The sequence below is a fragment of the Legionella gratiana genome (assembly GCF_001467695.1).
GTDB lineage: Bacteria > Pseudomonadota > Gammaproteobacteria > Legionellales > Legionellaceae > Legionella > Legionella gratiana.
On record NZ_LNYE01000010.1, the window covers coordinates 1 to 12,743 of the forward strand.

The window sequence follows — 12,743 nt, forward strand, 5'->3', positions numbered from 1 at the left end:
AGTTTGTCTTCTCTCTTCTTAATGAACTCACCCTCAAGGTGTGCTGCGTATTCTACTCATTTCACTCTCAGTGTCAAACACTTTTTTGCTTTTTTTGTAATTATTTTCTTCTGCTTATTTACTATAATCCATATCGATTTTTTAGAATCCAAATTGATCATATTTTTACTTGCCTTGCTTAATGCTTTGTGATTTCCCATGAAGGAAATGCTTATTTTGTTACCTGTAGTTACTAATGTGACGAATTTCTATTGTTGCAAATCATTGATAACTTCATTGCCAACTCTCAAACCCGATTCAACAGCACCATCCATTTGCGCCCATGACTCTAACGCTCTTTCAGAGCTTGTCCAATGGATTCTACCCGTAGGTAGGCGCAAATATTGCCCAAAGCTAGTCCAAGAGCCCAAACTGGGGACTCCAACACTGCCAAGCGAAAATGAGCTTGCATCCCACATTTGTTCAGCATAATCAATGGGATTTCGAGCATCATCACCAAAAAATTTGACTAGTGAATCTTTTAATACCTGTTTTCGTTCCTTTTGTGACATGTCAGCCAAGTTAACTGGTCTGCCAAACGGTATATTTAAAAGAATAAGGCAGCCAACTTGGGCATCTTTTGGTGAAGCATCCCAAACCACCCCAATTGGCTCAGAAGAGGTAACTACATGGCCAGATAATCCTCGAGCACGCCAAAAAGGTTTATTATAAACAAACATTGCTTTAAAACCTGGCGTCATCGGAATTCTTTGATTCATATCCATCGTACCAGCTTGAGGAACAATTTTATCCCCTGCTTGATAAAAATGTATCCCATTAACTGCTATAGGTGGAATTGCTACAACTATATGAGTTGCTTCAATCGTAGTATTTTTAGCATGAACTCTGACACCATTTTCAGCTTGATCGATGCGATAAACCTGATGGTTAAATAGCAAGCTTACATTTTGATTTTGCTTTAATTCTTGAGCTATCTTTTCAGCAATTGCTGCAACACCGCCTTCTACACGCAACCAATATCGCATGTCCGCATAGTGATTTAATCCATGTGACATTTTCACATAAGCAAGCACATTCAACAAAGAAGTAGCATACATGGGTCCAATATATCCCTCAATTGTACGAGCCACAATATGGACATTTTTAGCATCCATTTTGGGATAATTTGTTCTAAACCATTCTAGAAAAGTCATACTATCTAAACGTTCTGCATCAGGATAGGTCCAGGGATGTTTAGCATCGAGGCTCTGACTCATAGTAATCAAACGTTGTAATAATTGAGCAGCAGGTTTTAATGATAAAGGTGGTTTTTCAGGAGAAAATGATAATTCACTCATCGGCACACGATGCACGGTATTATCTGACTCCATAATCAATGCATCCCCTTTGATATACGTAGGATATAATTGAACATGGTACTCTTTAGCTAGTTGGATCATATGTTTATGGGTAGGGCTAATAATCCATCCCGCTCCTAGATCAGCTGTAACACCCGGCAGTAGCTGTTTAGAGTAAGCACGTCCGCCAACACGATCCCGCGCCTCAAGAATAATGACACGGTAGCCTGCTCTCGCAAGTGTGCGCGCTGCCAATAAACCGCTATACCCAGCACCCACGACAGCGACATCTGCTTTCAAAAGTCTTGTTGTATTACTCGCTGTAGAGATAGAGGAGTTAGAGAGACTTCTCTCGACGAATGCATTCATGAGCTTAAAAATTTTCTTATTACTATTATTGGTATAACCTATATGAATCCCCTTGGTAATAAACTTTTTTTCAAAGGCTACAACTTCAGACCAATTTTTAAATTGATGATTTCGATAAATGAAATGTCCCTCAGGGTCAATAGTAATGAGCACACTTTTAGCCATAGAGTCCCCATTAGGAATCCATGTCTTGGGGAAAGGCGCATCAAATAGATGGCCCGCTTCCGGCCAAATTTTCAATTTAAATTGAGGGTTCTTATTTTGCATCAACAAACCAAAATCGATCGCTTGCTGTGGTGACACTTCATCATCTTTTCCTGCAATCACGTCTAAAACAGGAATCATCAGTGGACGAATGTGTTGTGGATCATAAGATAAAATCATTGCCGGATATAATACCATTGCATATTTGAGAATATGGGGAATTCGAAGAGCATGAAACAATCGTTCATCCAATACCAGGGTAACAGCTAATCCACCTCGCGAAGTACCAAATAGACCAACAGGTAAATGGCAATAATCTTTCATCTGATGAATTTTTTTAATCGCTAAAGCAATATCTAATACTTGCGAAGGCAAACTAATTGCCGCCTGATCAGAGAGCACATGTGAAACACCTCTTATTTTATAGGAGTCAACGACTAATACAGCCACTCCCATTTGCAAAAAATGACGAATATGTTGACCGATCATTTGATCTCTTACACCTTCTGACCCCGGTGAAATGACTATAACTCCCTTGCTCTCAAGTTCCGGCTCATAAAAGCTGAGAGAAGCTTTTCGAGTCAATTCAGGCAGTGGCGTTGTTCCGAGTAATACTGAAAAATCGTCAATATCTGTCGTTGTGAATGAGATATTAGTAAGTTTTGTTCCTTGTGGAACCTGAATAGCTGCTGGAGACAATAATACCGCTTCAGTATTAATAGCAACAGCAAATATGTTTTGATTAAAAAGCAAAAATATCAATAACCCTAAGAAACAACGCTTACAGACTCCTATACTAACTATCTCTATTTGAAAAAAGGTATATAGAGATACTATTCTAAAAATCCTTGTAATGTTAGCAAAGTAAAACATTATTGGTGGATTCCTTTCTTTTCTTCTGCGATATCCATTTGCGTATCACGTTGAAATAAAAGCGCTGAGATATTGGGTCCTTCGAAAAAATAAATATCACAATTATACCAAGCTCGATGATTCCTCCCATTTGATAAAGTTTGTGTTCCAGAAGGATTTTGCATCATGATAAATGCGTTACCAGCCACCAACACTCTTTCAACATTCTCATAAAAATCAGGCAATATTGCTAATAATCCATCAAAAAACATTGCTTTTACAGCTGTTTTACCTTTTAAATACAAAATACCTGTAGGTTCCCATGTAGATTGTTCAATATTGTCTGTTAATCTCTCCAACAATAATTGGCCTCTTTTAACAGTTGGCATAACTGTGCGTTTTAAATCCAGTATATAAGCCATGCCAACTAAGTTGTTGGTTGTAGTAGTAGGATGCCAATATTTATCAATAATTTCATATTCATGTTGAATATCTATTGATTCTGGATGTTTAATCAATTTCATGTAGGTATCTTCTTCGACACGCCAATCAACAATTTTTCCATGTTTTATAGTTATAACATCGCATCCTGCCCAAACCCATGGTTTCTGTTGTAAAGGAGAAGTTGACGCTTGATAGAATAAGATGAGTACACTATCAAAAGGTTCCTGACTTCCACCAACTCGTCCTCCAGCTACCATGAAACGACCGACTTGTTTTTTCAACTGAGAATATTCTTTTACCTCATGATTTAAATAGGTTTGTATCGCTTGTCTACCCCGTATTGGCATGGTTTGTTTCCCTTTCCACTGGAGCATGACAACGTCTTCATCCAGTAGCTGACTCATAGCAGATACCCACTCACTACCTTGTTTGTTTTGATAAATATCGATAATTTGTTTAAAAACAGGATCGTTAAGTTCATTAAAGTGAGGAATATTTTTCCTTACTTGCTCGGCTGTGAATGCAATTTGGGGTAGACAAGTACTTATAAAAAGCAATAGCAAAGCCAATGTTCTTTTTATCATGTTTAGAAATCCTTTCATATTTTTCCATTGAGATTTGGTGCAAGGAATTAAATGAGTTTCGATAAGCAAATAAATTTTAATTTCTTATGCAGGTTATCACAAATTTTGTAGAAATCAATTAACGCAAATCTTCTGGCGTAAAAGACATTATCATTACTCATGACAGAAAAAAGCACTAATTTGAGGTAATGAATTATAAATGAGATGAACGTCCTCTAAGATTCCGCTCATAAACATAAAACGTCATATCATACTTATTTTTTTCATCACGTTGTCGGAATTTTTGGTTTCGAATAGACCAAATTGACTCATCAATTTTTGGAAAAAAAACATCAGCTGCAAATTGATGATGTATTCGCGTAATATATAAAAAAGTTGCCTTATCGATTACTTCATTAAATAATTCAGCACCACCAATTATCATTATCTCATCATGTTCTGCGGTATATTCAATTGCTTTTTCTAATGAATCAAAAATGAGGACGCCTTCAATATGCGATAGAGTGCGACTCAGTACAATATTTAATCTTCCAGGAAGCGGTCTCCCTATAGAGGTAAACGTTTTTCTTCCCATAATAATGGGCTTTCCCATAGTCATTGATTTGAAATGGTGTAAATCGGCCGGTAAATGACAAAGTAATTGATTATTGATGCCTAAACCACCTGACTCATCGATTGCAGCAATCAAACTAATTTTTGTCATTGTCTCTTCCTAGATAAAGCCATAGACTTAGCCATATCAACCGCAGCAAACATTGATCCTGTATCCAATAAGTTTTTTCCTGCAAGTTCTAAGGCAGTTCCATGATCTACAGATGTTCTAATGATTGGCAATCCTAAAGTTACATTCACTGCTGCATGAAAATCAGCATATTTCAGTACTGGTAATCCTTGATCATGATACATAGCTACATAAGCATCACACTCATTTAATTGATTTTTAATGAACATCGTATCTGCAGGCATAGGACCTTCAACTTGAAAACCTTGCTCGCGTAAAAAAGCTAACGCAGGAGAAATTACCTCAATTTCTTCTTTCCCTAAATAACCTGATTCGCCAGCATGGGGATTTAGCCCTGCTACCTTGATGCGTGGATTTAGGATATTAAAATCCTCAATCAAAGTTTGATGTACTTGACTTACTACGTTGATAATTAAATCTGAGGTGATCGAATCTGCTACTTTTCGTAAAGGAAGATGGGTTGTCACCAAAGCCACTTTCATCTGCTGACAGGCCAGCATCATGACCACAGTTTCCACATTGTAAAATTGTGCCAAAAACTCAGTATGCCCACTAAATGTGATACCCGCTTTATTAATGTTTGCCTTATTGACTGGAGCAGTGACTAAAGCCGAAAAATCACCGCTGCCACATAATCGTGCAGCTTGGTTTAGTAACTCAATAACATAAGCTGCATTATTAGGATTAAGACATCCGCTTTGGACCGGATCAGGACAAGGAATAGACAACACCGGTAAATAACCAGGCTTAGGCTCAATTAGCTGGCCACTTTGGTAAGAAGTCAAGCAAACATCAAGTTTTAATTCTTTCGCTCTGGCTTCCAAAACAGCTCGATCTCCTAAAATGACTAATGGGAAATCGTACCTTGCAAGAGCCAAACATAAATCTGGGCCAATACCTGCTGGCTCTCCACTACTAATAAGTAATGGCTTCATGCTAATTCCTTATCAAGGATATTAACGTATGCATCTGTTCGTATATGTTGCTGCCAATTTTGTACTGCTTCAGCAAATTTTCTTTGCTGTAAAAATTGTCTGACTTGTTGAACTTTAAACGCTTCTGAATCATCCTCTTGCTTGCGCCCGAGGACTTGAATAAGATGCCAGCCAAATTGTGATTTCACTGGATGACTTATTTCATTGATAGAGAGTTTATCCATCGCTTTTTCAAATTCAGGAACTAATACTCCCGGCGAAACCCATCCTAAATCACCGCCTTTTACAGCGCTTGAGGAATCTAATGAATATTGTTTTGCCATCAGAGCAAAATCTTTGCCTGCTTTTATCTGTTGATAAATATTCTGGACTTGTTTCTTTGCATCCTCAGGAAGCATGCTCGGATCAGGCTTTAAAAGAATATGGCGTACGTGAGTTTTGGTGATAATATGATGTTGATTTTCACCACCAATAGAAACCAATTTTATAAGCTGAAAACCGTTTCCTGCTCGCAAAGGACCAGCAACCTGACCCGCTTTCATTTTTACAACTTCTTTAGCAAATAGCTCAGGTAACTCAGCGAGATGCCGCTCACCTAAATCCCCACCTTCCAATGCAAATTCCCCACTGGAGTTTTCTATAGCGAGACGACTAAAATCCTCTCCTTTCTTTATTTTCGTTAACAAGTATTCTGCTTTATTTTTAGCTTTTTTTACTTGTTCTGATGTAGGCTCCTCACTCAAAGGAATAACTATATTTTGTATGCGATACGTCAACGCTGAGCGATCAACAATTCCACCTTCAGTTTTTAAATACTGATTGACTTGCTCACTTGTAATCATTGCATCTCTGCCAACCGCTTTTTGCTGCAAATGGCTTAAGAGCATTTCTTTACGAATATTTTCCCTGTATTCATCCCAGGTCATACCTTGTCGGACAATTTCTTCACGTAACTGAGTTAAAGTAGCGTGATTCGCAGACGCAATTTTTTCAATTGCCTGGTTTAATTCCGTATCATCTACAGTAAGGCCATTCTTTTTCGCCATTTGAAGTTGCAAATCAACATCAATTAAGTGCTGTAACACCTGTTTACGTAATACAGAATCCTCGGGTACTTGCATTTTTTGTGCAAGAATTTGTTTTTTAGATAATTCAACTTGCTTATTTAACTCACTCTCGGTAATAACACCATCATTGACAACGGCAACTACTTTATCCAGCATTTGTGTTGCTTCTGCAATACCTACAACAGAAAAGAAGATGCATATCAGTGCTATTTTCTTATACATACCAGATTCCTTATTTACTTTTTTCGAGCAATTTAGGTTATTTTTATCCAAAACTCAAGCAAATTTGTTCGATTTTCATCATTCATTAGCGTCTGTTGACAATTCGCTAGGCTGAACCCAAATGGTGTGATTTTAAAGCACCGAAATGAAGCATACATGAAGTATGGTGAGCATCGGAGCGCATAATCACGCTATTTCCCCTAGGACAGTAGAATTGTCAACAGACCCTAGTCTAACGACGAAACGGGTCACTATATCCTGGGATATATGTATTCAATACACTGCCAGGATCACTATTGGCTACTGATCCTAAGCCTTTTAATAAAATTTGCAAATAGATATTATTATTATATCGAGGAGAATAATCCGCATCTAAGTTTTTAAATGTTCTTCCACCTAAAACTCGAACGGCCCAACAACAATTATCATACTGCATCCCTAACAACGACATCATGCTATAATCTTTACTAATATTATGGCTGTAAGCACCAATAGCACTCCATCGGTCACTTAATGGCCAAGAAATAGAACCGAGAACTTGATGTAACGCATTGTCGACTCCTAGGTTATTTCTGACTGCAGTTACATCACCATTCACTAAGTAACTATACCCCAAATTAACAACTGCATTAGGCTTGGGCTGGTAATGTATGTTTAAATCTGCATTATTTGTAGCCGAAGTAGCAGGATCCCAAACATAATCGCCTAAAAGTTTCCAAAATGGGCCCAAAGAATACATGGCACGACTTGCAATAGGTGAAAGTCCATAAAATGGTGATAATTGTCCTATTTCCAAGGGATTTGCACTGCAAAAACCAGAAGGGCTACGACACAGTTGTACATTCCTATCAGAAAAATACTTGATTTGTCCAATAGAAAAAGAGGCTAATTCAGTACCAGTTTCCTCTATTAACCAACGAGTTGTAAGTGCATAACTGAGTTGATTCGCGTCACCGATACGATCAAAACCCGAGAAACGATTTGTCCTAAAAAGTTGATCAAAATTAAAAATCATATTAGCGGTATCATAGATAGGTAACTGGCTTTGATCATAGAAAGGCACATACAAATAGTACAAACTTGGCTCTAAGGTTTGTGTATAAGAATCACCATTCCAATTAAAATTGCGATCAAAAAATAACCCTCCTTGAGTGCTGAAACGCGGAATAAAACGATTATAATCCGTGTGCATATTATTCCAATTATTTTGGACCTGGTAATAATTTTCTACAAACTCTACTGATGGAGTAATATACCCCCAATTTGTTCTTTGAGGTAATGCGAGCACTGGATTAAGATGAAATCGAGGACCTTGAGGCATTTCTATTGGGGCACCTTGGGGCATTAATATCGGAACATTTTGCGGTATTGATGTTGGCCAAAAAAACTGATCGTATTGTCCGGTCACATTTAAGTTGGCCTGCATGGGTAAATCATAATAATAACCTCGTGCAAATAATTGTGGCAAACGTTCATATTGATCTGCTATAGGAGTTTCATTAATTGGATGCAAGGTTTGAAAACTTTGTGCCATACCTCTAAAAGTCCAATGCTCTGTAGCATAAGTTAAATCGGCTTGGCGCAATAATTGTCTTTCTGTAATAAGCGCTAAATTAGTACTGAAATCCTGGAAATAGTAATCATCAGAAACTTGTTGCACATTCACATTTAAACGTAAATCAGGATTAAATTGCGTCGTATCACGAACAGCCCAAAACCAACGATTATTTGATTCATGTCTAAACCAAGGGAACTCATCCACATGGCTGTTTAAAAAATTACGATAAGCAGCATCATTTGGCAGAAAGTCACCAGTAATGATACCCATACTATTTGATGTTAAATAACGAAACTCACCACCAAGCATTACGTTACGTTCGGTGTAAAGATGCGGTGTTAGCGTTAAATCATAATTGGGAGCAATATTCCAATAATAAGGCAGCCCTAAATCAAAACCACCCACATTAGAATATCCTGCCACAGGCATTAAAAATCCCGATTTTCTTTCTTTAGTTGTTGGAAAACTTAAATAGGGAACATAAAGAACAGGCCACTCGTGAATTCGTAGTTTAGCATTTCTGGCAACACCTATTTTTCTTTTATTATCAATAACTATTGACTTAGCTTCAACATCCCAAGCTTTATCTTGTGGTGCACAGGTTGTATAAGTGGCCTGACGTAATAAATAATCAGAATTGGCAAAACGCTGCATTAAACTCGCCCGTCCCCACGCAGGCAAAATTGCGTCACGCTTATTGGTATTAAATCGATAAAGTACATCTTCTATCTGGCCTGACTTATCTTGTGGATTAATCACTGCTTTACGTGCAATCAATAATTTATCAGGTTCTAAGTAATGTACGTTTCCTAAAAACTCAATTTTTGTAATCTGATTACTTTTAGGATCACGATATACATAAGCAGTTTGTGCATTTACTACTCTCAAATTTTGTTGTACTTCCACATGTCCCGATAAAGTAGAGGGCTTATCTTGGTAAAAAGAAACGCGATCGGCCATAATACGTATTTCATCGGGTGTTGCGAGTGGGGTCACCGTGATAGATTGGTAAGATCCATGACAAATTGTCGAATTTTTGTCAGAAATCCAGCCGAGACACTGAGCGAATTTGTCTCTTATTGCATTAGTTAAATCAACATCTCGTGCTATGACACATGCTTGCACTGGCTCATAAATTAACGAAGCAGAATAGGCCAAAGTATGATAAATTACCATAAACAAGATAAACACTGTAGCCAGCATGCTCATCAAGAACCATTTGAATGAAATCTTGTTCATGAGTAATAAAATGCCTTATCATGCGCCAAAAAACATGTAACTAAATTACTTTTGATCATTCGGTGAGTTGTTTTTCATATAAAACCTACCCCCCCATTTACGGATAGAGGAGATCAAGTTATAAGTTACTGCCAAAAAGTTGAGGGGAAAGTATATCATGCATGCACGAGAAAACGCACTGAAAGAATGGCTCATTTACACGTTAAAACATCAAGGTTTTCATTTAACTTCATTAGCAGGGGATGCCAGTTTTAGAAGATATTTTCGACTTCAATATAATGGATTAACCTATGTGGTGATGGATGCTCCTCCAGGCAAAGAAGATCTTGAACCATTTATACGCATTGCTCAAACCCTGAAGAAGGCTGGAATACCTATTCCCGAAATTATTGCTGTGAATCTTAAGCAAGGGTTTCTATTATTAAGTGATTTAGGTGATCAACTTTTATTGAGTGATCTCCGACTTGAAACAGCCAACAAATATTATCATCAAGCTATAGAAACTTTGATTAAAATTCAATCTTGCTCCATTCATGATCCTATGTTGCCCTCTTTTGACAAGCTTCATATGCTTAAGGAAATGAATCTATGTAATGAATGGTTTTTCAAATCTTATCTTGCCTTAGATCTAAACCAAGAGGAATTAACCTTAGTACAACAAACCATGGACTGGGTTGCCACAGAAGTAGCACAACAACCACTAACTTTTATTCATCGAGACTACCATTCACGTAATTTAATGCTCATAAAGGAGCGATCTGAAGTTGTCTTAGGTGTTATTGACTTCCAAGATGCCATGTGTGGACCATTAACTTATGACTTAGTTTCATTACTCAAAGATTGTTATATTGCTTGGCCACGTACACAAATCCTAGAATGGGTAAATTTCTTTTATACAAAGCAGAGCATAGCAGCCAATCATTACTCGTTACCTGAATTTATTCGCGCTTTTGACCTTTGCGGATTGCAAAGACACTTAAAAGTTTTAGGCATCTTTTGTCGTTTGTATTTACGCGATAATAAACCAGGATACATAAAAGATTTACCGTTGACTTTAAAATATGTTCTTGAATGTACTGAAATTTATGAAGAATTACATCCGTTTTTTCACTTTCTGCAAATGAGAGTTTATTTACCATGAAAACTGCAATGATACTTGCTGCCGGTCGAGGCGAACGATTAAAACCAATTACTGAGGTAATACCCAAAGCACTTTGCATCATTAAAGGCAAACCTTTAATTGAACATCATGTAATTAATTTGGCAAAAGCTGGTTTTAAACAAATTGTGATCAATCATGCCTACCTTGGCGGACAAATTCGCCAATATTTAGGTAATGGAACGCGTTGGGATATTAAAATTTGTTACTCACCAGAACCTCCCGGAGGACTTGAAACTGGTGGTGGAATTGTCAATGCATTACCGTTGTTAGGCAATAAACCTTTTATTACAGTAAATGCAGATATCTATACTGATTTTGATTTTTCTTTATTAAAATCATCAGATGTGGATTCCATTCACACCGTTTTAGTTCCTAAAAATCCCGATCTTAATCATCATGGAGATTTTGGCATCATCAATCAAAATCAACTAAGCAACATACCCAAGGAATATACGCTTGCAGGGATCTGCTGCTATCACCCAGAGATATTCGCAAACTGTAAACAAGGACGTTACTCAGTAACCCCAATAATTCGACACCATGCCGAACACCATAAGGTAACTGCTCATGTTCATAAAGGTATGTGGTTTGATATAGGATCCTTATCAAGGCTGCACGCAGCGAACTCTATTTAAAAAGGGTGGCAATCAATCCGTGGCATTATCCTCCTCATTTTGATTTTCAAAAAGCAAGGGACAAATGTTCAGTAATCATTCACGGAATGTGTCATTTTCTAATGAGTCGGATAAAAAATAGTCGTCATTGCGAGCAAAGACGAAATATACACACCCGATGAACGATTAAATCTTCATGCAGTAAACGTTCACACCATACATCGAATGACTTTTTTTGTTCATATTGAATAAATATGAATCATTTCATCAAGATGCAATCCACCAATTGAGTAGATACTTCATCCAACATGTCCCGGACTTTCTTGCTGAACCTTGGGTTCTGAATCTGATTCTGGCTCTGATTTTGTCCCAATATTTTCTTCCATAACTTCATCAAGTTTCCTAGTTTCTATAAGTTCTTTAATAGCTTTTTGTGTCTTGGCTCGTATGCGTTCTTCTTCCAGGCGCTGCTCACCAGGATATTCACGTTGACGAGTTACAAGCGTAGTAGATACATTGCTTTCTTGGAGGAAGTCTCGAAAATCTTTTGCTGAGTCAGCCAGCAATTGTTCCATTATCTCCACAGGAAGTTTCCGAATGTGACTGCCCTCTTTATCAGAATTAAAAAAATAACCATTTTCTGTAGCAATTTGGTATTTCTTAGCTAACCATGCATTAAATAATTGATCTAAGGATTCTACCGTACCTTCGTCTAATGGCTCATCTGTTCCTGGAACTGCATAGCCACGGACAAAATGCCCCTCTTCACTAATAGCAAAATCAAACTGAATTTCTTCATAATTCTTATCTGCTAAGTTGCTTGCTGCTTTTTCAGCAATGCCTGTCTGCATATTCTTAAAGCTTGAAGTCTCAGGAAGATCACCCAGCCAAATCTGCTCTCTTTGAGAAAACTTATATTCAACAAATTGTACAAACTCATCTATTGCTTTTTCTATTTCTTTGGCAGCCGCCATTGCTTCAGGTGATTTTTTATAGTATCTCGAATTTTCTATAATTTCATGAACTCGTTGTCTTAAATAGCGAGCTAGTTCTGGTGACTTTTCTGCATTTTGCATCGCTTTTAATAATTCAGGCTTGGGAGGTAATGTGACATCTTTAGTGATGCTGATCGAAGGGGCGTTTGCGGACATAAATTATCTCTCTCGCAGATTCTATTATCGTATTGACCTAATTATAGCAAAATCATTTTAGTTACAGAATTTCTAGTTCTATCTAGCTGTTAAAAATTTGTAAAATATAAATTAACTCACGTTAATTTATATTAGAAGTTATTGTGAGTATTGACAATTAATCCTAAATTGACCATCTCTCCAGCTTTATGCGCGGCTCCCATAGATATTAAGTCATACGATGTTGGGTTGCCGTACATAAAACCGTGAGAATCCTCGTATAA

At 37.4% G+C, this 12,743-nt stretch carries 9 protein-coding genes; 2 read left to right on the plus strand and 7 right to left on the minus strand.

What is annotated here, in order from left to right; all coding sequences use genetic code 11:
• Positions 1 to 248 precede the first annotated feature (248 nt).
• The 6 genes from Lgra_RS04360 to Lgra_RS04385 form a co-directional block, all read right to left on the minus strand.
• A complete protein-coding gene (locus tag Lgra_RS04360) occupies positions 249 to 2,663 on the minus strand; it encodes an FAD-dependent oxidoreductase (protein WP_162264311.1) in 2,415 nt (804 codons plus the stop codon).
• A 119-nt stretch (positions 2,664 to 2,782) separates the two neighbouring features.
• Entirely contained in the window at positions 2,783 to 3,790 is a 1,008-nt protein-coding gene (locus Lgra_RS04365; RefSeq protein WP_058498071.1) for a nuclear transport factor 2 family protein, read from the minus strand.
• A 193-nt stretch (positions 3,791 to 3,983) separates the two neighbouring features.
• Positions 3,984 to 4,493, minus strand: coding sequence for a dihydrofolate reductase (locus tag Lgra_RS04370; RefSeq protein ID WP_058498072.1), 510 nt, complete (start codon positions 4,491 to 4,493; stop codon positions 3,984 to 3,986).
• Entirely contained in the window at positions 4,490 to 5,467 is a 978-nt protein-coding gene (gene pdxA, locus Lgra_RS04375; protein ID WP_058498073.1) for a 4-hydroxythreonine-4-phosphate dehydrogenase PdxA, read from the minus strand. Before pdxA ends, Lgra_RS04370 begins: the two co-directional genes overlap by 4 nt.
• Positions 5,464 to 6,756: a peptidylprolyl isomerase gene (locus tag Lgra_RS04380; protein WP_058498074.1), complete on the minus strand. Its 1,293-nt coding sequence runs from the start codon at positions 6,754 to 6,756 to the stop codon at positions 5,464 to 5,466. Before Lgra_RS04380 ends, pdxA begins: the two co-directional genes overlap by 4 nt.
• A 232-nt stretch (positions 6,757 to 6,988) precedes the next feature.
• Positions 6,989 to 9,523 carry an LPS-assembly protein LptD gene (locus Lgra_RS04385; protein ID WP_058498075.1) on the minus strand — a complete coding sequence of 845 codons (2,535 nt, stop codon included), beginning with the start codon at positions 9,521 to 9,523 and terminating at the stop codon, positions 6,989 to 6,991.
• 187 nt (positions 9,524 to 9,710) lie between these two features.
• Between Lgra_RS04385 and Lgra_RS04390 the strand changes: the two genes are divergently transcribed.
• A complete protein-coding gene (locus tag Lgra_RS04390; RefSeq protein WP_058498076.1) occupies positions 9,711 to 10,694 on the plus strand; it encodes an aminoglycoside phosphotransferase family protein in 984 nt (327 codons plus the stop codon).
• Positions 10,691 to 11,350, plus strand: coding sequence for a nucleotidyltransferase family protein (locus Lgra_RS04395; RefSeq protein WP_058498077.1), 660 nt, complete (start codon positions 10,691 to 10,693; stop codon positions 11,348 to 11,350). Before Lgra_RS04390 ends, Lgra_RS04395 begins: the two co-directional genes overlap by 4 nt.
• Before the next feature lie 278 nt (positions 11,351 to 11,628).
• Here Lgra_RS04395 and Lgra_RS04400 read toward each other — a convergent pair whose 3' ends face one another.
• The gene (locus Lgra_RS04400) at positions 11,629 to 12,480 is read right to left on the minus strand and encodes a hypothetical protein (RefSeq protein ID WP_058498078.1); all 852 of its coding nucleotides are present in this window, start codon (positions 12,478 to 12,480) and stop codon (positions 11,629 to 11,631) included.
• Positions 12,481 to 12,743: the final 263 nt, after the last annotated feature.

What these genes read in the sequence shown, in the direction of transcription:
- Lgra_RS04385 (WP_058498075.1), bottom strand. Translation starts at nt 9,523, where the DNA reads ATGAGCATGCTGGCTACAGTGTTTATCTTGTTTATGGTAATTTATCAT.
- pdxA (WP_058498073.1), bottom strand. Translation starts at nt 5,467, where the DNA reads ATGAAGCCATTACTTATTAGTAGTGGAGAGCCAGCAGGTATTGGCCCA.
- Lgra_RS04370 (WP_058498072.1), bottom strand. Translation starts at nt 4,493, where the DNA reads ATGACAAAAATTAGTTTGATTGCTGCAATCGATGAGTCAGGTGGTTTA.
- Lgra_RS04380 (WP_058498074.1), bottom strand. Translation starts at nt 6,756, where the DNA reads ATGTATAAGAAAATAGCACTGATATGCATCTTCTTTTCTGTTGTAGGT.
- Lgra_RS04365 (WP_058498071.1), bottom strand. Translation starts at nt 3,790, where the DNA reads ATGATAAAAAGAACATTGGCTTTGCTATTGCTTTTTATAAGTACTTGT.
- Lgra_RS04400 (WP_058498078.1), bottom strand. Translation starts at nt 12,480, where the DNA reads ATGTCCGCAAACGCCCCTTCGATCAGCATCACTAAAGATGTCACATTA.
- Lgra_RS04390 (WP_058498076.1), top strand. Translation starts at nt 9,711, where the DNA reads ATGCATGCACGAGAAAACGCACTGAAAGAATGGCTCATTTACACGTTA.
- Lgra_RS04395 (WP_058498077.1), top strand. Translation starts at nt 10,691, where the DNA reads ATGAAAACTGCAATGATACTTGCTGCCGGTCGAGGCGAACGATTAAAA.